The sequence below is a fragment of the Salipaludibacillus keqinensis genome, assembly GCF_003226325.1.
In the GTDB taxonomy this organism is placed as follows: domain Bacteria; phylum Bacillota; class Bacilli; order Bacillales; family Salisediminibacteriaceae; genus Salipaludibacillus; species Salipaludibacillus keqinensis.
This window is the reverse complement of sequence record NZ_PDOD01000006.1, coordinates 222837-244505: the sequence shown is the minus strand read 5'-3', so window position 1 is coordinate 244505 and position 21669 is coordinate 222837. Positions and strand designations below refer to the sequence as shown.

Sequence of the window (21669 nt, the reverse complement as noted above, 5' to 3'; positions counted from 1 at the left end):
TGGATAATCAACAAAAGATACAAAGTGACCAAATTATACACATGTGGATAAAGAAGACTGGGCATCTTTGTATCTGAAATTGTGGATAAAAGGCTGGAAATTAACTAAAAAGGGAATTGATTCCCTTTCTTATGGGAAGGCTTTATGGTATTCTATTTATTTGGTAACGAAAGATTCATTGATATGACGATATAGAAATTTTATCCACTTTTATTTCATAGATGAAGAACCAGTTTATTTTAGTTTTTACAGGAAAGGAGGAGGACTGATGGATATAGATACGATTGCAGCAATATCCACCCCGATGGGAGAGGGAGCGATTGGTATTGTCCGAGTAAGTGGAGATGATGCCCTAAAAGTAGCAGATCGATTGTACAAAGGAAAGAAACCTTTATCTGAGGCGGACAGTCACACGATCAATTATGGTCACATAGTCGACCCGAAAACAGGTGAGATTACTGAAGAAGTAATGGTTTCTGTTCTCAAAGCACCGCGGACTTACACGAAAGAGAATATGGTAGAAATTAATTGTCATGGGGGATTGATTTCCGTCAATCGTGTTCTTCAACTGGCGTTAAATGAGGGAGCTCGCTTAGCAGAGCCTGGCGAGTTTACTAAAAGAGCATTCATGAATGGAAGGATTGACCTTTCACAAGCTGAAGGGGTTATGGATCTGATTAGAGCAAAAACAGATCGGGCAATGAATGTGGCTATGAATCAAGTAGAGGGGAAGTTATCCCAACGTTTGCAAAAGTTGAGGCAAGCATTGCTGGAGACTGTTGCTCATGTGGAAGTAAATATAGATTATCCGGAATATGACGCGGAAGAAATGACCTTGGAGATACTTCAGGAAAAGGGTACGTTTGTGATGAAAGAAATAGACAAACTGCTCCAAACTGCCCAACAAGGAAAAATTCTTCGAGAGGGATTGTCTACTGTGATTATAGGTAGACCAAATGTAGGGAAATCTTCATTATTGAATAGTCTCGTGCATGAAAATAAAGCTATCGTGACAGATATACCAGGGACGACTAGAGATGTTATTGAGGAGTATGTCAATGTAAGAGGCGTTCCTCTGAGGCTTTTAGATACGGCTGGAATTCGCGATACAGAAGATGTAGTGGAAAAACTTGGAGTAGAACGTTCTCGAAAAGTCATAAAGGATGCGGAACTAGTCCTCCTCGTTCTGAATTATAATGAGTCATTGACTGACTCTGACAAGGAACTATTTCAGCTATCAGAAGGTCATGATACGATTATTATTGTAAATAAAACGGATTTAGAAGACCGTATTGATATAAATAGTGTGAAAGAATTAGCGGGAAATAGACCAGTTGTAACGACTTCATTACTTAAAGATGAGGGCGTAGATGAATTAGAAGAAGCAATAAAAGACTTGTTTTTCCAAGGGGATTTAGAAACAGGGGACATGTCTTACGTGTCCAATTCCCGCCATATTGCTTTACTCAATCAAGCAAAAAAGGCTGTCAGGGATGCTCTTGAAGCGGTAGAATCTGGAATGCCTGTTGATATGGTTCAAATTGATATTACGAGAGCATGGGAACTACTCGGAGAAGTTATTGGAGACAGTGTTCATGAAAGTTTGATTGATCAACTATTTTCCCAGTTTTGTCTTGGGAAATAGTTGATAGGAAGCTCTAAATGATGTCATAGGGGGCTTCCATTAGCGTTTTAATAAAGGAGGAATTTACGATGAATTATCATGGTGGAGAATTTGATGTCATCGTTATCGGTGCAGGTCATGCAGGGGTAGAGGCAGGACTTGCAGCCGCACGGATGGGTGCCGATACCTTGATGTTAACATTGAATTTAGATGCAGTTGCCTATATGCCTTGTAACCCGTCGGTTGGGGGACCTGCTAAAGGGATTGTCGTAAGAGAACTGGACGCGTTAGGCGGAGAAATGGCACGCAATATTGATAAAACGCATATTCAAATGCGTATGTTAAACACTGGAAAAGGACCAGCTGTCCGAGCATTACGGGCACAAGCGGATAAATTTGCTTATCAGCATGAAATGAAGCAAACCATTGAAGATACGGAAAATTTATTGCTTCGTCAAGGAATGGTAGAGAAATTAATTGTAGAAGAAGATCAAATTCGCGGAGTGATTACGCAAACGGGCGCAGAATATCATGCGAAAGCAGTGGTAGTCACTACGGGAACGTATTTACGAGGAAAAGTGATCTTAGGTGATTTGGCTTATGAAAGCGGTCCGAATAACATGCAGCCTTCCATCAATCTGTCTTATCACCTGCAAGAGCTTGGTTTTGAGATGGTTCGATTTAAAACGGGTACACCCCCTCGAGTAAATGGTCAAACGATCGATTATGATCAAACGGAAATTCAACCGGGAGACGACGTTCCACGAGCTTTTTCTTATGAAACTACGAAATATATTACAGATCAGCTGCCGTGTTGGTTAACGTATACAAATGCTGAAACACATGAGTTAATCAATAATAATTTAAGCCGTTCTCCGATGTACTCTGGTATGATCGAAGGAACAGGCCCACGTTACTGTCCTTCGATTGAAGACAAAATTGTCAGGTTTAACGACAAGCCTAGACACCAGATTTTTCTTGAGCCTGAAGGGCGTCATACAAAGGAAGTATACGTACAAGGGCTTTCCACAAGCTTGCCTGAAGATGTCCAGCATAATATTTTGAAGACCGTTCCAGGGCTCCAAAACGTTCGGATGATGCGTCCGGGTTATGCCATTGAATATGACGCGATTGTTCCTACACAGTTGTGGCCATCCCTTGAAACAAAAAAAATTAACGGGTTATTTACTGCCGGTCAAATCAATGGAACAAGCGGATATGAAGAGGCAGCAGGGCAAGGGTTGATGGCTGGAATTAACGCTGCCCTTAAAGTACAAGGGAAAGAGCCACTTATCCTTGACCGGTCTGATGCTTATATTGGTGTGTTAATTGATGACCTGGTAACAAAAGGTACAAACGAACCTTATCGTCTGTTAACATCCCGAGCGGAATATCGACTATTGCTCCGCCATGATAATGCGGATCTACGTCTCACGGAAATAGGTCATGAGATTGGATTAATTTCAAAAGATCGCTATGCTCGTTTTTTACAAAAGAGAGAAGCGATTGCTACAGAAATTAGTCGTTTAGAAAAGACAATGATCAAAGTGTCTGATGAAGCTCAACAAGTGATGGAAAAAGCAGGAGCGGCACTTCTAAAAGAAGCGTATCATGCCGATGTTCTCCTGAAACGTCCAGAATTAACTTATAAAGATGTAGCTCAATTAGCCCCTCCAGAAAAACCGTTAGATGAAGATGTGGCTGAACAAGTGGAAATTCAAACGAAGTACAAAGGGTACATTTCTAAACAGTTGGAACAAGTTGCTAAATTGAAAAAAATGGAAAATAAAAAACTCCCTGAAGACTTGGATTACATGGCTATTAAAGGGATTGCTATGGAAGCGAGACAAAAACTTGCTGAAGTTCGCCCATTATCTATGGCACAAGCGTCCAGAGTCTCCGGTGTGAATCCGGCAGATATTTCCGTGTTGCTTGTATATATGGAGCAAGGAAAATTGCAAAAGGTTGATCAAGAAGCTTGAAGCGGTGAGAGGTGATGGAGATATGAATGAAGAACAATTTCGAGAGGCTCTTCAAAAAGAAGGGATCTCACTTACCGACATGCAAATGAATCAGTTTCAACGCTACTATGAGGTATTAGTAGACTGGAATGAGCGAATGAACTTAACGGCGATTACTGAAAAGAAAGATGTTTATCTTAAGCACTTTTATGATTCTATTACGGTTCTATTTCATGAGGACATTTCTAAAGAAGAAAGTATCATTGATATTGGAGCGGGGGCTGGGTTTCCTAGTCTTCCGCTGAAAATCTGTATTCCTCATATTCATGTAACGATTGTTGATTCTCTTAACAAAAGAATTACTTTTTTAAATGCACTAGCTGAAGAATTAGATCTTAAAGGGGTATCATTCTTTCACGATCGTGCCGAACAATTTGCTAGACTGAAAAATCATCGAGAAATATATGATGTAGCCATCTCTCGTGCAGTTGCAAGATTACCTGTGTTATCAGAACTTTGTCTTCCGTTCGTCAAGAAAAATGGACGTTTCATTGCAATGAAAGGTGCAGGGGCTGCTGAAGAGTTGGCACAGTCCTCCAGGGCCCTGAAATTACTAGGTGGAAAACTGGAAAATGACTATCATTTCAAATTACCAATAGAAGATAGTGAGCGAGCAATCATTGTCGTTAGAAAAGAGAAATCAACGCCTAAATCATATCCTAGAAAACCTGGCACACCTAACAAGCAGCCTCTCATTTAAACGATTGATTTTCTTTGTCCTCAAGTAAATAAAAAGTCCTGAAAATGATTTAGGACACTGGATGGCTCATTTGGACGTTCGAGCTTTTCGAAGACAAAGATAGTCTATCTTTGTGTGAAAATGGTATAATAAAGTGGTATTCTATAGAAAGTTGAAAAGGAATGGTCGAATTTTCTAGATGAATTCACCAATCTCACGTATACTATATATGCGAGGAACGTATAGAAGTTTGCATTTATTTATCTTATATAGATTGTTTCACGTGAAACAATCCTTGCTCAGTGATAAGCTTTATCATTTCTCTTTTCAAATACAGGATGACAATACATTCTTGATCTGTTCAGGAAAAAGTTAAGTGGGCAATGCCCAACTTTTTTTGTTCTTCCTGGACTTGAGTGCAACGTTTTTAAAAGAGAGGTAGTTTTCTGAAGGTGGTGCCACCATGAAACAATCATTTTCAAAACTGTTTGGACTAAACGAAAAAAATGACTCAACAGAAGAAAAATTAGTTAGCGGTAGAGAAGAAGTAAAGCAAATCCCAATTATAGAAATTGTCCCTAACCGTTATCAACCTAGAACGGTATTTCAAGACGATAAAATAAATGAGCTTGCCCGAACCATTCAAACTCATGGAATTATTCAACCTATCGTCGTGCGGGAAAGAAACAATAAATTTGAAATCATAGCTGGTGAACGTCGTTGGCGAGCTGTCACAAAGTTAGGGTGGGAGACCATTCCGGCAGTGGTTAAAGATTTTGATGATGCTAAAACAGCATCAGTAGCCTTAATTGAAAACCTGCAAAGGGAAGGATTAACTTCCATAGAAGAAGCGATGGCATATGCGAAACTTTTGGATATTCACGGGTTAACTCAAGAAAGTTTAGCTCAGCGATTAGGCAAGGGGCAATCTACTGTGGCTAATAAGCTGCGCTTATTAAACCTTCCTAATGTTGTTCAAGATGCGTTGTTAAATCGACAAATCTCGGAGAGGCACGCAAGAGCGTTAATCATATTGAAAGATCAGGACAAACAAGAGAAAATTCTTTCGCGAATTATTGAGGAAGAACTTAATGTGAAACAAACAGAAGAGGCAATAAAGAAACTCTCTGAAGAGCAACCGAAGAAAAAGAAAAAACCGTTTAAAAAAGCCGTTTCAAAAGATACGAGATTAGCAATGAATACTATTAGAAAGTCTGTGGATATGGTTGCTCAAACAGGAATGACTATTAATACGGATGAAGAAGAACACGATGACTACTATCAATTTACGATTCGCATACCTAAAAAATAACTTGAATAGATCCTTACAATAAGCCGTAACTACAAGCTAGTAGTTACGGCTTATTTTTATTAAATTAGTATAAGATTGCCCTTCAGTTATCTATTCAGAGAACTCTCACCAATGAGTCTGGTCAGGTTAAAATCAGCTAGTTTAACGTCACGTCGATATTAAAGGCTTCCTGGGTGATATGCCAAAGGTCTTGATTAAATATTTTAGACAACGATTTTCTCCACTTTTACTTTTTCATGATAGAATAAAAGAGTAGATAAGTTTCCCAAAAAAAGATCGAAGTTTATAAAATTCAGACTGTAGTAAGGTAGGTGACAAGATGGGTAGAGTCATAGCCATCGCGAATCAAAAAGGCGGCGTAGGAAAAACAACAACATCAGTCAATTTAAGTGCATGCCTCGCCCACGAGGGAAATAAAGTTCTCATTATTGATATTGATCCTCAAGGGAATACAACGAGTGGCATTGGAATCGATAAAGGAGATATTGATGAGTGTATCTATAATGTTCTGGTAGAAGATCAGAAGGCAAAAAATGTTATATTACCTTCATCTACGAAAAATCTCTTTGTATTACCATCTACCATTCAATTGGCAGGAGCTGAAATCGAATTAGTTCCTACAATTTCACGGGAAGTTAGATTAAAACGAGCCATTGATGCTGTTAAAGATGAGTATGATTATATAATTATTGATTGTCCTCCGTCATTAGGCCTGCTGACCATTAATTCTTTAACGGCTTCTGATGCGGTGCTCATTCCTGTTCAATGTGAGTACTATGCGCTAGAAGGCTTAAGCCAGCTATTGAATACTGTTCGATTAGTCCAAAAGCATTTAAACCAAGATTTAGAAATAGAAGGAGTGCTACTAACGATGCTAGATGCTAGGACAAACCTTGGTATTCAAGTGATCGAGGAAGTGAAAAAGTATTTCAGAGAAAAAGTCTTCCGAACGATCATTCCGAGAAATGTTCGGTTAGGAGAAGCTCCTAGTCACGGTGAACCGATCATTACATACGATCCGAAGTCTCGCGGAGCAGAAGTGTATTCAGAACTAGCGAAGGAAGTGATGAGTCATGGCTAGAGGACTAGGTAAAGGTATTGGTGCTTTCTTTCCTGATGCATCTGATGAGAGGAATGATAAAGTTCAAGAAGTGAAACTGACAGACTTGCGACCTAACCCTTACCAACCACGTAAAGTATTTGATAAAGAGGCTATTGCTGAATTGAAAGCCTCGATTCAGCAACATGGTATTCTTCAGCCAGTTATCGTTCGGAAAAGTATAAAAGGTTATGAAATTGTTGTGGGTGAACGTCGCTTTCGTGCAGCTAAAGAAGCGAACTTAAAAGTTATTCCGGCAGTTGTAAAAGAACTAACAGAAGATGAAATGATGGAAATTGCGTTGATTGAAAACTTACAACGTGAAGATCTTAACCCTCTAGAAGAGGCGAAAGCCTATCAGAAGCTATTGGAACATCTTCAAGTGACTCAAGAGGAGCTCTCAAAACGTTTAGGGAAGAGTCGCCCTTATATAGCAAATCACGTTCGCCTATTACAGCTTCCCCAAATTGCCCAACAATACTTATCTGAAGGTGAACTATCGATGGGGCATGCAAGAGCCTTGTTAAGTTTAAAAAATCAACAAGAACTTACTCCATTAATTCAAAAGGTTCTTAAGGAACGTATGAGTGTCCGTCAATTAGAAGAGTGGATTCAACGATCAAATGATAACGTTTCACGTGAAACATCGAAAAAATCATTAACACCTTTCTTAAAAGACAAGGAATCTACCTTGAAAGCTTATTTTGGAACCAATGTTCAAATTAAAAAAGGAAAGAACAAAGGGAAAATTGAAATTGATTTTTTTACTGACAAAGATTTAGAACGAATTCTTGAATTGCTTCATCAAACAGAGGAAGAAGAATAACCAACGAATGGCTTCATCGTATGTGAGTAAAATAAGATGATTTCTCAAAAATGAGAAATCATCTTTATCTATGAAGAGGGAATCATTGTTCGTAACGGATAGATTGATTCTAAGATTAATTGGAGGGGACGAGTTATGATTTATTTTGATCAGGCAGCATCAAGCTTTCCTAAACCTCCAGCAGTTGCTAAAGCAATGGCTGAAGCAGTAAACGACTATGGGGCAAACCCTGGAAGAAGCGGCCACCAGTTATCTCAGCGGGCTAGTGGGATGATAGATCAAACACGGATGAAGTTACAAAAGATGTTCCGTAATCAGTCATCTGATAGAGTCGTTTTTTCGCTAAATGCTACAACCGCCCTGAATCAGGCGATTCAAGGAATATCTTGGGAACAAGGAGACCGTGTCATTTCCACGGCTTATGAACACAATTCAGTCAGACGACCATTAGAGCGTGTAAAAGCAGAATCAGGTGTGGAAATTGACTACGTCAGACCGACTGATTTGTTAAATAATTGGGTTGAAGCGATTGAGTCAAAGCTCACTGAGAGGACAAAGCTAGTCGTTGTGACTCATGGTTCTAATGTGACGGGAGAAATGATTCCAATCCAGTCCATTGGCTCATTATTAAAAGATCACCCTGCCTTGTTTTGTGTAGATGCTTCTCAAACGGCAGGAGTCGTTCCAATTAACATGGTAGAGATGAATATCGATATGCTGGCTTTTCCAGGTCATAAAGGGTTGCTAGGACCTCAAGGGGTCGGGGTACTCATGGTGGGGAACGATGTGAACTTAAAACCTATTATCGTTGGTGGGACAGGCACTCAATCAGAAACACCTAACCAGCCAGCAGCGTGGCCAGTAGGATGGGAAAGTGGCACATTGAATACACCGGGAATAGTCGGTTTACTAAAAGGGTTAGAAGAAGTTGAGAGGCGTGGAATGATTGAGATCTATGAGCATGAAAAAGAGCTAACTTTGTACTGTTTGGAAGGATTAAACCGAATTTCTGACGTTCATATCGTTGGGCCAAAAAGAGCAGAAAATCGTCTAGGGGTAGTATCTTTTAATATTAGTGACATCGATGGAAATGAAATTGCCATGATTCTTGATCAACACTATGGAGTAGCAGTAAGAGCAGGTCTTCATTGCTCGCCACTGACTCATGAATTTTTGGGGACTATTGAAAAAGGGCTCATTCGAGTAAGCTTTGGGCCTTATAATACAAAAGAAGAAGTAGATACGTTTTTGAATGCAATGAAAGAAATCAAAGAGAGTCTGTTAGAATAGGAGTTCAATAATGGTTTTATTTGGGACAATTGTAAATGGAGTGGCAATCGTGATCGGTGCATGGCTCGGTATCCGACTAAGGCGCATTTCCTCTGATATGAAAGAAACAGTGATGAAGGCGATTGGACTAGCTGTAATTGTGTTGGGCATTACAATGGCACTGGAAGGACAACAGTTTCTTCTAGTTATTATCAGCTTGGCTCTAGGCGGTGTACTTGGAGAACGTTGGAATATAGAAGGTAAATTAAATGAAGTTGGCAGTTGGATAGAACGAAAAATGAAGCGTAAAAGTGGTGGGACGCTCGCAGAAGGCTTTGTGGCTGCCACACTATTATTTGTCGTAGGGGCGATGGCAATTATCGGAGCATTAGACAGCGGCTTTCGAAACGACCACTCAGTCTTATTGACAAAATCAGTATTAGATGGATTTTCATCAATTATTTTTGCAGCAACGTTAGGAATTGGTGTGATGTTCTCGGCAATCCCGGTTGTATTATACCAAGGCTCTATCGCATTGGCTGCAACGTTCATTATTCGGTGGCTGCCGGAAGCGTGGCTTGATTTAATTATTAGTGAAATTACTGCTGTTGGGGGAATCATGATAATAGGCATCGGCTTGAATTTATTAGGGATGCCTAAAATAAGGATAGCAAATCTGTTGCCGGCGATCCTTATTACAGTTTTGCTTGTCCTTATTTATAGCCAATGGTTCGCTTTATAAAAGTAACGTTGTTTTTAAAGAGTTAATAAAACTTGGAGAATCCACCTTTTGATAGGGCTCTCCAAGTTTTTTATATAGTGACTAATAGTTGTTAATTGTTCTAGCGGACATCGTATACTTTTTATGTGATTTTTCTCTCAGCTGAAGGATAAAGAACTTCTTGTCTTCTTTCATGCCAACAGGCAGCACGCAAAAGGGCTCCAGACATGGCATTGGCCATGTCCATGACCAAAGACAATCTTGTGTTTTGCAATACGAGCATTTCCATATAACCAGCTACATTAACGATTCCAGTCATATGCATGTCTCCAACGGGAGGAAGCTGTTTCTTCACAGCGACACCAGGATAAACAGGTCCATTATTAACTGTCATATAACCAACGCTTTCTGTACGGCCTAGACAAGCATCGAGAGCAATAATCCATGGTTTCCTCTCAGTCTGATGAATTGATTCGAGAGTCTCTTCTAAATTTTTTGCGTGAACAGGAGAATTCAACGTTCCAAACACAGAGAATGAAGGACAACGTCTTTCCAACAGTTTCGTTCCGATAAGAGGACCTAATGAATCACCCGTAGAACGATCGCTGCCTATGCAAACGACTGTGATTGGAGTATCAGGTTCTATGGGTAAGAAAGAAAAAATAGTTTTTGCCATATGTTGAATCGCTAAGGGCTCATGAATATGATAGCGACCACTCGGCTGATTTTTTTCTTTGAAAAGTTGTCCATAATTCATCATACAACCCTCATTTCCGAAATAGTAGTAACAGTATACGGATCACATTTACGATCTATACGTCAAAGATCAGAAAAAGAGGGATGAGCTTGTGGAAGTCAGGATTAAAATGGATGTTTTTGATTATCGGCACGATGATCGGTGCAGGGTATGCTTCAGGAAGAGAATTGTGGCAGTTTTTTGGTTATGAAAGCGGACTGGCTATCTTGTTATTTTCGATCTTATTTTTCATTTGCTGTTACGTGATTATGGATATTAGTTATCAGCAAAAATCTGAGCATTATATTCCTATCTTACAGACGTTAATGGGTAAAAAACTCACTGGGCTATATGATGGAATGATTATTTTATATTTATTTTCAACAACGGTTATTATGATTGCAGGTGGAGGAGCGACTCTTGAAGTCCTTCACATCCCGTATTGGTACGGGGTGATCATTATTTCTGTCTTGTTGGTGGTGTTATTCATATGGGGATTGAATGGCATGACTTCCATGAACTCGCTTCTAATTCCTATGTTAATTTTATTTTTAGTAGGCACCTTACTAGTTTTTCAATGGTCCACTGATTTTAAAATGGACATTTCTTGGAGTAGACAAAGGAATTGGCCTTCTGCTTTTACTTTTACAGCCCTAAATATTTTACCGTTAGTTGCCGTCCTTGGAGCGGTGGGAAAAAAAATAAATCATCGCGGTGAACTTTGGATAGCCAGTTTAGGGAGTTCGCTTTTGCTAGGAGGTGTCTCATTTCTTTATAATCAATCGCTTATTAATGTCGCACAAGAAGTCATGTTGTACGAAATTCCTCTATTTGCCATATTGAAAAATTATCCATACTTCATGGTTCTAGTGATGACGGGATTACTTTGGGCAGCTATTTATACGACCGCAGCTTCCGGCATTCTTGGGTTATGTACAAGATTTCAGCCTTTATTGAAAATGCCTTTTTGGTTATTGTCACTATTTTTCTTGATGATGATGATTCCGTTGACTACATTTGGTTTTTCTAAGCTAATCAGTATTTTGTATCCTCTTTACGGCCTTGTGAATTTGTATATTTTGGCAGCAATCATGTTGTACCCAATTGTCCATCGGTTTGATGATAAACCCGCTGCGTAATATTGCATAGGAAATTAAGAAAAAACTGTTTCTAAGCTGTGGGAAGTGCCTAATTACTGAAAAGGACAAAGAGGCACTAGAGTGAGAGAATGCTCTTCATGTATAATAGAACAAAATGCATAAGCGACTGAAAAAGTTTCAGTACCCTCTAAAATGCAGTAAAGGGGAGTAAGAATATGAATGATAAATCATTTGACTTGCATGACGTGGTCGAAATGAAAAAGCAGCATCCATGTGGGGAAAACCGATGGAAGATTATTCGAATGGGTATGGATATTCGAATAAAGTGTCTAGGCTGCGACCATAGTGTCATGATCCCGAGAAAAGAGTTTTCTAAAAAAATGAAAAAAGTATTGGAGAAGTCAACAGGATCTGAAGCTTAAAGATTTTCACTTTCCGGTGAAGATCTTTTTTGTTATAAAAGGGCCTGCTCTTTTCTTGGTTGCGAATTGTTCTATAAGTCTCTATAATTAACAAGGATGTAAATAGGACAGAAAATCTGATGATTTTTAAATAAAGGGAGTATGATGTATGGCTTTAACAACTGGAATTGTCGGTCTTCCGAACGTCGGGAAGTCCACGTTATTTAATGCAATTACACAAGCGGGAGCAGAGTCAGCCAATTACCCGTTCTGTACGATTGATCCTAATGTAGGGATTGTCGAAGTGCCAGACCCACGCTTGGATAAATTAACTGAATTAGTTGTACCAGATAAAACGGTCCCAACGGCATTCGAATTCACTGATATTGCCGGAATAGTCGAAGGTGCAAGTAAAGGGGAAGGTCTCGGAAACAAGTTCCTTTCGCATATTCGTCAAGTGGATGCCATTTCTCATGTCGTGCGCTGCTTTAACGATGACAACATAACGCACGTGTCGGGGAGCGTTGATCCTCTTCGAGACATTCAAGTCATCAATTTGGAATTGATTTTAGCCGATCTTGAATCGGTTGAGAAGCGAATTGGAAAAGTAGAGAAGATGGCGAAGCAAAAAGATAAAGACGCCGTTGCAGAATACGAGGTATTAACGAAATTGCGTGATGCCTTTGAAGAAGAGATGCCAGCTCGAAGTGTTGAATTCACGAAGGAACAAACAAAGATTGTCAAAGGCCTTCATTTACTAACATGGAAGCCAGTTTTATACGCAGCGAATGTGAGTGAGGATGAACTGTTAGATGCAGACGCCAACCCTTACGTTCAAAAAGTTAAAGAATTTGCAGCACAAGAGAATTCAGAAGTGATCGTAGTATGCGCAAAAATTGAGTCTGAAATTGCTGAACTTGAAGGGGACGAAAAAGAAGAGTTCTTACAAGATTTAGGGATTGAAGAATCCGGTTTGGATCAGTTGATTAAAGCAGCTTATAATTTACTTGGTTTAGAGACGTACTTTACGGCAGGTAAACAGGAAGTCCGTGCTTGGACGATCAATCACGGGACAAAAGCTCCACAAGCAGCTGGAGTGATTCATACAGATTTTGAACGAGGATTTATTCGAGCTGAAATCGTTTCTTATGAAGATCTTATTGGAGCAGGATCCATGAGTGTAGCGAAAGAACAAGGTAAAGTTCGTTTAGAAGGAAAAGAATACATTGTGAAAGACGGGGACGTCATTCACTTTAGATTTAACGTTTAAGTTTTGATTGGCAACCATGAGAATATGTTAAATCCCGTCTAAGAAGTTGGCTCAAGGTCAGCTTCTTAGTTTTTTATTATTCTATCCTTGTACCTCATGAAACGATCTGCTATAATATAGACTTGCGAGCAAAAGGAATAACACATGCTTGCTCCTTGCTCTTTTCAATGACGGAAAGGGCCTAGACCAAAAGGAGGTGACAGAATATGCGCAATTATGAAATTATGTACATCGTACGTCCAAACTTGGAAGAAACGGTTATCAAAGAAACAATTGAACGTTTCAACAAGATTTTAACGGACAACGGCGCAGAAGTGACTGAAACGAAGGAAATGGGTAAGAAACGTCTTGCTTATGAAATCGAGGATTTCACTGAAGGTTTCTACGTTTTATTAAAATTAAACGCTGGAAAAGAAGCGCTTGATGAATTCAATCGTTTGAGCTCAATCAACGACAACATCATACGTACACTTACTGTACGTGAGGAAGCATAGAAACGAAATATCAGACTTTAGATCACGTTCCGGGGAGGATTTCGGATGATTAACCGCGTCGTTTTAGTTGGACGTTTAACGAAAGATCCAGAATTACGCTATACAGCAAATGGTATTGCTGTGGCATCTTTTACATTAGCTGTAAACCGCCCGTTTTCAAACGCACAAGGACAGAAGGAAGCAGACTTCATAAACATTGTCGTTTGGAGGAAGCAAGCCGAGAACGTCGCTAACTTTCTGAAAAAAGGAAGTCAGGCAGGCGTAGACGGACGCATTCAAACACGCAGTTTCGATAATAACGAAGGGCGTCGTGTATTCATGACTGAAGTAGTTGGGGACAGCGTTCAGTTTCTAGAGCCTCGTGGTTCAGGAGGATCTGGCGGTGGAGGAAACCAATATTCAGGTCAAGGTTCAGGTCAGAGTAACTACGGACAGCAAAATGACAACAGCGGTTATCAAAATAATCCGAACCAAGGCTCCGGTCAAGGTGGATATAGTCAAGGAAATCAAGGCGGCCAAGGAAATCAAAATGACGATCCGTTTGCCAGTGATGGTAAGCCAATTGATATAAATGATGATGACCTGCCGTTCTAAGAAACCGGTTCAAACCGGATAAAATTTATTAGAAGGAGGGATATTTATGGCACGTCGCGGACGACCAAAACGACGTAAAGTGTGTTACTTTACTGTAAACAAGATCAAGCATATTGACTATAAAGATACTAATTTGCTAAGCAAGTTTATCTCTGAGCGTGGAAAAATTCTTCCTCGCCGAGTAACTGGAACTTCTGCAAAATATCAACGTCAATTAACTCGCGCTATCAAGCGCTCCCGTACAATGGCTTTATTGCCTTTCGTTACTGGAGAATAATTCTTGCACAACACAGTAGCTCTTTGCTACTGTGTTTTTTTGTTTGCAGCTGACTGAACACCGATTTATCACTTACTGAAAAATGACCGAGTCAAGAAGAAACCGGGGGTAACACTCATAATTCACTAGACTTTGTCGAATTTACTAGTTTTTATGCTATAATTGGACATGCTTTACTACTACATATTAGTAGTTTTAAGACGGGTTTATCTACTAATGTTAAGCATACATAATCTATATGAAACACCAAGACTTGGTGGTTTTTCACGTTGGGAGTTAGGAATGTAATGAAAAAAACTTCGGTCTTTTTATTTTTACTTTTCGGTTTGTTATTAATTGTGCCGTCTTATGTTTTTAGCGAGTCCAACGATATCATTTCCGTCCCGGAAACGGATGTTTCATCTGAAACGGTGAGAGGTGAAATTATTGAAATCTTGGAAGATACACCTCAAGTGCAAGAAATTGTAGTGAAGGTGAAACAAGGAGAATTCAAAGGTGAAACTGTAACGGCAAGGCAAACATTATCAGGTAACCCTGCTCAAGATTTTTATTTCCAAGAAGGTGAACGTGTTCTTTTATGGATTGAGAGTGAAGATGGGGTCATTCAACGAACGTTAGTGAGGGAGTTAACACGAGATCATTATTTAGGTTATTTAACGGCCTTTTTTATTTTTTCTCTTGTATTAATTGGAGGCATAAAGGGGATTAAGACGGTTGTTTCGTTAGCACTGACAGCGTTTCTTGTCATTCAGGTTCTCATACCTTTTATTTTAGCAGGACTACCACCGATTCCTGTAACGATCTTTGTCGCTTCGATTATCACTACAAGTTCTGTTTTAATTATTAGTGGATTTAATAGGAAGTCATTAGCGGCCATCATAGGGACAATTGGTGGGGTGATCATTGCTGGAATCCTAGCCTGGGTGATGACGAGGTTGACGAGGTTAACTGGTCTGAGTGGCGACGAAACACAAATGCTCATGTATATTCCACAGCAAATTGACTTCGATTATCAAGGGTTATTATTTGCAGGAATGATTATTGGAGCAGTCGGAGCTGTCCTTGATATTGGGATGTCGATCTCTTCTGCCATTGATGAAGTAAAACGTAGCAATCCTGCTATTAGTACGAAAAATTTAATTAAATCAGGGTTGAATTTAGGAAAAGATATAATGGGCACGATGGCAAATACGCTTATCCTTGCTTACACAGGGGCCTCGATGTCGCTTTTGTTAGTATTGGTCGCCCACAATATTTCTTTTGCCCGAGTCGTGAATATGGATGCCATGTCCACCGAGATCGTTCGTATTTTAGCAGGGAGTATTGGCTTAATCTACGCTATTCCGATTACAGCAATTGTTGCTGGTTTGTTGTATAAAAATGTGGATGTAGAAAAGGAAGCGAGTATAATAGAGGAGAAAAAAGAGATGAAAGAAAAAAAGAAAAAAGATAAACGAGACAAAAAGTTGCTACCAGATAAAAAGAAACGTTCGAAAAACTAACACAAGAAAAAGGAGGATGTTACCAAAAATTACTTTTGGAGCATCCTCCTTTTATTTTAGGGTCTGTTAAATCTTATTTGTGGATTTAGAAATTTTATACGGATGGGTAGTCACCTCATCTGCTCAGGTGTGACGTGAAATTTGACTTACGGCGATTCCATGTGCACTAACTGAACGAAGCTCTAAGCAAGCGAGTGAGATAAAGCATGATGCAAGCAAGTCGCAATGGCGAAAGGAAGTAAGGGAGGTGTATAGTGCTCAATACGAGCAAGTGCGATGGCGAAGGGAAGTAAAGGAGGTAGGTAGAGCTCGACGTGAGCGAAGCAGCTGGTAGAAGGGAAGTAAACCCACGAGATATAATACCCACCACACGATATAGAGTCCGATCCCACCGAACAGGAACAAAATAAGCCACCTGTTGTTTAGGACCAAAACCGTTTTTCTTAGAAAATGAGCTAGGACATATTAAGTCCTAGCTCATTATTTCTTCTTATTAATAGTAAGGATCATCCTTCCTATTCTAAACTTAGTTATCGTTTAAACCTTCAATAATTTGTTCTGTTTTCTCTTGAAGGTCTGCTTTCGCTGCTTCTTCAATATGTCGGTCACTCTGTTTACGATTTAAATGTTTCAGGAAATTTTCCATGAACTTCACCGATTGTGAGTAACGCTCATGACTTTCATGGTGTTTGGCCTGTTTTAACGCAGTACCTAATTGATTTTCAAGTGGGCCACCAAGCTCACCGGCATCAACGTAATCGTTCATTGTGCTTTCCAATGTGTGGAGATCAGGCTGATCTGTTCCTGCACGCATTTCTTCTGTAAAGTTATACGTGTAAACCGCACCGTTATTATCATCATCGATTAACTCGCCCGTTGCGCTAACGGCAGTTAATCCAAGTTTATCGATGTGTTCTGCGCCATCAGCAGAACTGTTAAATAACACTCTACCATTCGTCTCTATAGGTTTGATCGACCAGTTATAGGACGCATATGGCGTGTAATCTGTACCTAAATCTTGAATATAGTCCAAGATCACGTATCTGTTTTCGATACTTAACGCTTGTAATGAATCGACCAGTGGTGCATCTAATCCTTCAAGGTGATCACCGCCACCGCCAGCTCGATAGTTATTGGTTGCAACTAAAAATTCCATATCTGACGTAACCGGTTCTCCTTCATACGTTAGATCAGTAATTCTTTCACCAATTGGCTGTGTAACGTCGATTTGGTATTCGACACCTTCAATGACATCATAGTTAAAGGCACTAAAGCTAGCAAGTAATGATTGATCATCTTCTTCATTAGGATCAATTTGATTGAAGCTTTCTGCTGAGCGTTCTAGCCATTGATTTAATCCATCACCGTCTACTTCAACAACTTGTAACGTATTATCATACACATAAATATCTGCTAGATCTCGTACTCTAAGGTCACCAGCATCAACCTCTGTGTACCCACCTCTGTAGCCAGCTCTAAACGGAGCAGCTGCTGATAATAACGGTTTATCTTCATATTCCGTTCCTTCTAAATAATCTTCTGTGAACCATAACTGAGCATCGTTCACTAACTGTAAAACTTCATTATCCATCACTAAAGAGAAAAATGTGTTAAAGCTATCCGCCATTGTTCCAACAACACTATCAACGTATTCTAGTGTTCTTTCGTGAACATCTACAATTAAGTCGACGATGCCCTGATCAGCTTCGACGTTTTCTACTCCCGTAACTTCTGATTTGGAGCTGACAACCGTCCACTCTCCATTTTCTTCTGTAAGGTCAAGTTGAATCGTACCTAAGTGGCTTCCCCAAGAGCCTGCCATGACAGCAGGTACACCATGGATCGTTCCAGCTTCGTCATCGACACCTTCCACATTATCATAGCCAGAGTTTTCCGGGAATGTTTGGTGTGCGTGTCCCATAACAAGGGCATCAATCCCATCTACTTCTCTTGCTAAACTCACGGCAGCGTGCTCTGTTTCACGATCCCCCGTGTTCACACCAGTGTGGGCAAGAGCAACAACTAAGTCTGTTTGTTCCGCTAGTTCTGGTACGTATCGTTGTGCAGATTCTACAATGTGTTCTACTTCGACATTCCCTTCAAGGTGAAGGTTGTCCCATTGCATGATTTGTGGAGGTGTAAATCCAATGACTCCTAGTGTAATGGTCTTTCCGTCCACTTCATGTTCAATGATTTCGTATGGCTGAAATCGGTGCTCTTCTAAATCTGTTCCTGCTTCATACACATTGGCATTTAACCATGGAAAGTTTGATGTTTCAATGGCATTGTCTAAAAAGTCTAAACCAAAGTTAAACTCATGGTTACCGATCGATGCCGCGGCATAATCTAATTCATTAAATGCTTTAATAATCGCTTGCGTCTCGCCTTCTTCAAGAGGTTCTACAGTTGCTTCTAGTTCTCCAAGAAGACTTCCTTGAAAAATATCTCCATTATCAAATAAGATCGTATTATCGTGATTCGCTCGAATTTGGTCAATCAATGTGGCTGTTTTTACTAATCCGTAATCGTCTACTTCTGTATCGTTCATGTAGTCATAAGGCATAAGATAAGAGTGAATGTCCGTCGTTGTCATGATCATTAGTTCATGAAGGTCATCGTTCTCATCATGCTCTTCACCGAATGTCACCATTGGTGAAAGGAACACAAATAGTAATGATAAGATTGCTGCTCTTTTAAAAACATGGGGAAATCTCCAATTCTTTAACATAAAATACCTCCTGTTTTTTTATTAACCGAAAAAATAAAGCGCTAGCTAATTCTATTATTTCGTCGGTTTCACCTCCTCTATATAGAGTACAGCCAGTAAAAAAACCTCCTTTTAAGAATCCACCTCTTCTTGAGCTAATTACCAGACAAACCGGACAATTTGCTATGTATGAAGTCAGACAATTGGAAGCGTTCCCATATGTTAACACAAATTTTTATCGATATGGGTAATACATTTAGACAAGTTTTTTTAGTTTATTGGACCCTACTTTCGTCATTATTTGTATATTAATGTAAATAAAATAAAACTTGATACCTCTTCATAAATAGGCAGTGCTTTTTTCGTCTCCTCAGGCCGAAAATTTCTAATGAACTAAGTAGTCAGGAGTGTCATTTTGATTTTCTGAAAAAGGGTATTTCAAAGTAGGTACAACACGTACCTTTTATACAATTTCTTTTTATTCTTAAAGAATGCAAGACTAATTTCATAACGAAGGTTTGACATTTTTCGTCCATTGTCAAAAAGATGCCCTCTAATTGCAATTATATTACCATAATTAACCATAAAAAATAGACAGAATTTTTAAGTCGAAGAAAACTCATCTATTATTTGCATACTGGAGGAAAAGAATCAGATGATTTCAGTTATTGAGATGATAGGGAGTGAGAGGGGATCTTTTTCACGAATAGTATTAATTTAGCTAAAGCTACACATTTTCTAATGATGGTCTGATAAATAATTACAGTATATTCGTTTAAATTAGTACGTAAGTCATGTGCATAAGTGCTTGATGCTCTCATTGATAAGGTTTACGTTAAGACCAAATCACGCTTATAATTTAAAAGCTATTATCTTTACTATCAGAATGATAATAGAATCAAAGATTATCCAATACTTATTTAAGGGAGGAAATCGTATGATGAAGAATCGACAGAAAGTGTATCAGAAAGTAGTGATGGTTTTAATGGCAGTCATTCTCATGGCAGGGTCATTTGTTGGCCTGTCACCCGTTGCTGCAGACCAAGGCAATGGAAAAGGAAGTGAACAGGAACAAAAGGGAAATAGTGACGGGGCACCTCATGGTCCGAAGCGTGCTATTGAAGACGTAATTGTTATAGATTCTACTAGCTTTGAAATTGATTTTGATAAAATATATCCAGAAGGTTTGGATATAAATAGAATGATTGACGTAGAAGTGGAGTTAGATGACGAAACGATCGTTGACCCAGAATTAACAGGTTTTCACGTCTCCTCTGAAGACCGATCACTTGTCACAGTAGAACATGAAAACGATGATCTTGATGGATTAGCAGGTACATTATCGATTAATGGATTTGAAGTCGACTTTGATTATGTTCAAGAAGACGAAGACATTTTTTCTTTAGATATTTTACACACGAATGATATCCATTCTAAGATTGATAACTTCGGAAAAATGTCTGCATTTATTAACGAAAAAGGAGAAGAGGCAGATAATCACCTTTTCTTAGATGCTGGGGATATTTTCAGTGGGAATGCTGTCGTTGACTTACAAGATGGTGAGCCAATTGTTGAGCTTTTAAACGAAATGGGATTAGACGCGATGGCGATTGGAAACCACGAATTTGATTATGGCCAAGAAGCATTTGCTGCGAGAGAAGAGCAAGCAGACTTTGACTGGTTAAGTGCCAACATGGAAGTTGTCGATGAGGACATTGCCATTCAGCAACCAGAACCTTATGAAATTTATGAGATTGACGGGGTGGACGTAGGAATTTTTTCCTTAACACAAAACCCCCCAGCAACAAGTCCATCTGGTATTGTCGGACTAGAGTTTCATGATTACGTAGAAACAGCTGAAGAATATTCTTACTTACAAGATGAAACAGATATCTTGATTGCATTAACACATATCGGGAATAGTGCTGATAAACATCTAGCGGAGAATGTGGATTTCTTCGATGTGATTATTGGAGGACACTCTCACAGCAGAATTTTTGAAGAAGAGATTGTAAATGGAACGCCTGTTGTACAAGCAGGAAGCGATTCGTTATTCGTTGGTCACTTCAACCTTGAATTTGACGGTACAGATGTGACTTTTAATGACTATTATTTGCAAGATGTGGAAGAGTTGACGGACGTCAATCACGATGTCCAGGACATGGTTGATGCATACAACGCTGAAGCAGAGGAACTATTAGAAGCAGTTGTAGGTTACACAAACACAGGGTTGTATCGTGATGCACGCTATACAAGAGATACTTCTTTAGGAAATTTTATCACCGATTCGATGAAAGATGCGTTGAATGCTGATATGGCAATAACGAATAATGGTGGTATTCGCGCGAATATTGAAGAAGGTGACATTAAAGCTGCGGACATTTACACGGTTGAACCATTCGGTAATGAACTAAGTGAATTGGAGATTACAGGAGAAGATTTAAAAGACGTCATAGAATATTCTTTCTCAAGAAGTAATAGCATTGATCTGCAAACATCTGGTTTGACCTATACGATCTATACGAATGAAGATGGTGAATACGTAGATGCTGATTTGTTTGTAGATGGTGAACCTATTGATGAAAACGAAACGTATACGCTAGTGACAAATAACTTCATGGCTGAAGGTGGTAGTGGTTACGACTTCTCTGCTGCTGATATCATTCAACAAGAAGCAGGTTACATCACAAATGCGATGTTCCAACTGTTGGATGACATCATGGATGCTGAGGGTGCCGTAGATTATGAAGATGGAGAAGGGAGAATTCAAATAGAAGAAGTGAACTAAGAAGCTGTTTTAATAGGCCCTTTTTAAGCTGAGCTTAGAAAGGGCCTGGTCTTTTCATTAGTGAGTGACTGCTCCCTATTTTGACACTAAGTGAAAAATGAGCGAGTCAAGACGCTAGAGAATAGTTCGCGTTATCGAAAAAGTGAAAACTCCAATGTATATGCAGACCGTTTAGATTGATCTTCTCGAGTTCTTATTAACTTCAATATAATCTTATGAAAAAGGTGTTTAAATATTTCGAGGCGTGGA

18 protein-coding genes are annotated in these 21669 nt (G+C 39.4%); 16 read left to right on the top strand and 2 right to left on the bottom strand.

From position 1 onward, the window contains the following. Nucleotides 1–268: 268 nt before the first annotated feature. The 8 genes from mnmE (at nt 269) to CR194_RS19485 (ending at nt 9572) form a co-directional block, all read left to right on the top strand. A complete protein-coding gene (gene mnmE / locus CR194_RS19520; RefSeq protein ID WP_110612193.1) occupies nt 269–1645 on the top strand; it encodes a tRNA uridine-5-carboxymethylaminomethyl(34) synthesis GTPase MnmE in 1377 nt (458 codons plus the stop codon). A gap of 68 nt (nt 1646–1713) precedes the next feature. Next, nucleotides 1714–3606, top strand: coding sequence for a tRNA uridine-5-carboxymethylaminomethyl(34) synthesis enzyme MnmG (mnmG, locus tag CR194_RS19515; protein ID WP_110612191.1), 1893 nt, complete (start codon nt 1714–1716; stop codon nt 3604–3606). A 22-nt stretch (nt 3607–3628) separates the two neighbouring features. After that, nucleotides 3629–4345 (top strand): 16S rRNA (guanine(527)-N(7))-methyltransferase RsmG, encoded by a 717-nt coding sequence (gene rsmG, locus CR194_RS19510; RefSeq protein WP_110612249.1) that lies wholly within the window; start codon nt 3629–3631, stop codon nt 4343–4345. Between the two features lie 442 nt (nt 4346–4787). Further along, the gene (gene noc, locus CR194_RS19505) at nt 4788–5636 is read left to right on the top strand and encodes a nucleoid occlusion protein (RefSeq protein ID WP_110612189.1); all 849 of its coding nucleotides are present in this window, start codon (nt 4788–4790) and stop codon (nt 5634–5636) included. 319 nt (nt 5637–5955) lie between these two features. Further along, nucleotides 5956–6717 carry a ParA family protein gene (locus CR194_RS19500; protein ID WP_110612187.1) on the top strand — a complete coding sequence of 254 codons (762 nt, stop codon included), beginning with the start codon at nt 5956–5958 and terminating at the stop codon, nt 6715–6717. Next, nucleotides 6710–7561: a ParB/RepB/Spo0J family partition protein gene (locus tag CR194_RS19495; protein WP_110612186.1), complete on the top strand. Its 852-nt coding sequence runs from the start codon at nt 6710–6712 to the stop codon at nt 7559–7561. The genes CR194_RS19500 and CR194_RS19495 overlap by 8 nt, the downstream gene beginning before the upstream one ends. Nucleotides 7562–7696: 135 nt before the next feature. Beyond that, on the top strand, nt 7697–8851 hold the full coding sequence (locus tag CR194_RS19490; protein WP_110612184.1) for an aminotransferase class V-fold PLP-dependent enzyme: 1155 nt from the start codon (nt 7697–7699) through the stop codon (nt 8849–8851). A 10-nt stretch (nt 8852–8861) separates the two neighbouring features. Continuing rightward, entirely contained in the window at nt 8862–9572 is a 711-nt protein-coding gene (locus CR194_RS19485) for a DUF554 domain-containing protein (RefSeq protein ID WP_110612182.1), read from the top strand. A gap of 121 nt (nt 9573–9693) precedes the next feature. On the opposite strand, the gene yyaC is transcribed toward CR194_RS19485, so the two are convergent. Then, complete coding sequence (yyaC, locus tag CR194_RS19480) at nt 9694–10308, bottom strand: spore protease YyaC (RefSeq protein WP_110612180.1); 615 nt, start codon at nt 10306–10308, stop codon at nt 9694–9696. A gap of 89 nt (nt 10309–10397) precedes the next feature. Here yyaC and CR194_RS19475 point away from each other — a divergent pair, with 89 nt between their 5' ends. The 7 genes from CR194_RS19475 (at nt 10398) to CR194_RS19445 (ending at nt 15925) form a co-directional block, all read left to right on the top strand. Further along, nucleotides 10398–11426: a YkvI family membrane protein gene (locus CR194_RS19475; protein WP_110612178.1), complete on the top strand. Its 1029-nt coding sequence runs from the start codon at nt 10398–10400 to the stop codon at nt 11424–11426. Nucleotides 11427–11602: 176 nt separating this feature from the next. Next, complete coding sequence (locus tag CR194_RS19470) at nt 11603–11809, top strand: DUF951 domain-containing protein (protein WP_110612176.1); 207 nt, start codon at nt 11603–11605, stop codon at nt 11807–11809. A gap of 148 nt (nt 11810–11957) precedes the next feature. Further along, a complete protein-coding gene (ychF, locus tag CR194_RS19465; protein ID WP_110612174.1) occupies nt 11958–13058 on the top strand; it encodes a redox-regulated ATPase YchF in 1101 nt (366 codons plus the stop codon). A gap of 206 nt (nt 13059–13264) precedes the next feature. Continuing rightward, a complete protein-coding gene (gene rpsF, locus CR194_RS19460) occupies nt 13265–13552 on the top strand; it encodes a 30S ribosomal protein S6 (protein WP_110612173.1) in 288 nt (95 codons plus the stop codon). Nucleotides 13553–13597: 45 nt separating this feature from the next. After that, nucleotides 13598–14146, top strand: a complete 549-nt coding sequence (gene ssb, locus CR194_RS19455; RefSeq protein WP_110612171.1) for a single-stranded DNA-binding protein — start codon at nt 13598–13600, stop codon at nt 14144–14146. 46 nt (nt 14147–14192) lie between these two features. Next, nucleotides 14193–14423, top strand: a complete 231-nt coding sequence (gene rpsR / locus CR194_RS19450) for a 30S ribosomal protein S18 (RefSeq protein WP_110612169.1) — start codon at nt 14193–14195, stop codon at nt 14421–14423. A gap of 287 nt (nt 14424–14710) precedes the next feature. After that, on the top strand, nt 14711–15925 hold the full coding sequence (locus CR194_RS19445) for a YibE/F family protein (protein WP_110612167.1): 1215 nt from the start codon (nt 14711–14713) through the stop codon (nt 15923–15925). A gap of 526 nt (nt 15926–16451) precedes the next feature. On the opposite strand, the gene CR194_RS19440 is transcribed toward CR194_RS19445, so the two are convergent. Next, complete coding sequence (locus tag CR194_RS19440; protein ID WP_110612165.1) at nt 16452–18653, bottom strand: bifunctional 2',3'-cyclic-nucleotide 2'-phosphodiesterase/3'-nucleotidase; 2202 nt, start codon at nt 18651–18653, stop codon at nt 16452–16454. 916 nt (nt 18654–19569) lie between these two features. Between CR194_RS19440 and CR194_RS19435 the strand changes: the two genes are divergently transcribed. Beyond that, entirely contained in the window at nt 19570–21420 is a 1851-nt protein-coding gene (locus CR194_RS19435; protein WP_158282319.1) for a bifunctional metallophosphatase/5'-nucleotidase, read from the top strand. Nucleotides 21421–21669: the final 249 nt, after the last annotated feature.

Coding starts and splice junctions, on each gene's coding strand:
- CR194_RS19500 (WP_110612187.1), top strand. CDS start 5,956: ATGGGTAGAGTCATAGCCATCGCGAATCAAAAAGGCGGCGTAGGAAAA.
- CR194_RS19470 (WP_110612176.1), top strand. CDS start 11,603: ATGAATGATAAATCATTTGACTTGCATGACGTGGTCGAAATGAAAAAG.
- rpsR (WP_110612169.1), top strand. CDS start 14,193: ATGGCACGTCGCGGACGACCAAAACGACGTAAAGTGTGTTACTTTACT.
- rpsF (WP_110612173.1), top strand. CDS start 13,265: ATGCGCAATTATGAAATTATGTACATCGTACGTCCAAACTTGGAAGAA.
- yyaC (WP_110612180.1), bottom strand. CDS start 10,308: ATGAATTATGGACAACTTTTCAAAGAAAAAAATCAGCCGAGTGGTCGC.
- mnmE (WP_110612193.1), top strand. CDS start 269: ATGGATATAGATACGATTGCAGCAATATCCACCCCGATGGGAGAGGGA.
- rsmG (WP_110612249.1), top strand. CDS start 3,629: ATGAATGAAGAACAATTTCGAGAGGCTCTTCAAAAAGAAGGGATCTCA.
- CR194_RS19485 (WP_110612182.1), top strand. CDS start 8,862: ATGGTTTTATTTGGGACAATTGTAAATGGAGTGGCAATCGTGATCGGT.
- CR194_RS19440 (WP_110612165.1), bottom strand. CDS start 18,653: ATGTTAAAGAATTGGAGATTTCCCCATGTTTTTAAAAGAGCAGCAATC.
- noc (WP_110612189.1), top strand. CDS start 4,788: ATGAAACAATCATTTTCAAAACTGTTTGGACTAAACGAAAAAAATGAC.
- CR194_RS19495 (WP_110612186.1), top strand. CDS start 6,710: ATGGCTAGAGGACTAGGTAAAGGTATTGGTGCTTTCTTTCCTGATGCA.
- CR194_RS19490 (WP_110612184.1), top strand. CDS start 7,697: ATGATTTATTTTGATCAGGCAGCATCAAGCTTTCCTAAACCTCCAGCA.
- CR194_RS19435 (WP_158282319.1), top strand. CDS start 19,570: ATGATGAAGAATCGACAGAAAGTGTATCAGAAAGTAGTGATGGTTTTA.
- mnmG (WP_110612191.1), top strand. CDS start 1,714: ATGAATTATCATGGTGGAGAATTTGATGTCATCGTTATCGGTGCAGGT.
- CR194_RS19445 (WP_110612167.1), top strand. CDS start 14,711: ATGAAAAAAACTTCGGTCTTTTTATTTTTACTTTTCGGTTTGTTATTA.
- ychF (WP_110612174.1), top strand. CDS start 11,958: ATGGCTTTAACAACTGGAATTGTCGGTCTTCCGAACGTCGGGAAGTCC.
- ssb (WP_110612171.1), top strand. CDS start 13,598: ATGATTAACCGCGTCGTTTTAGTTGGACGTTTAACGAAAGATCCAGAA.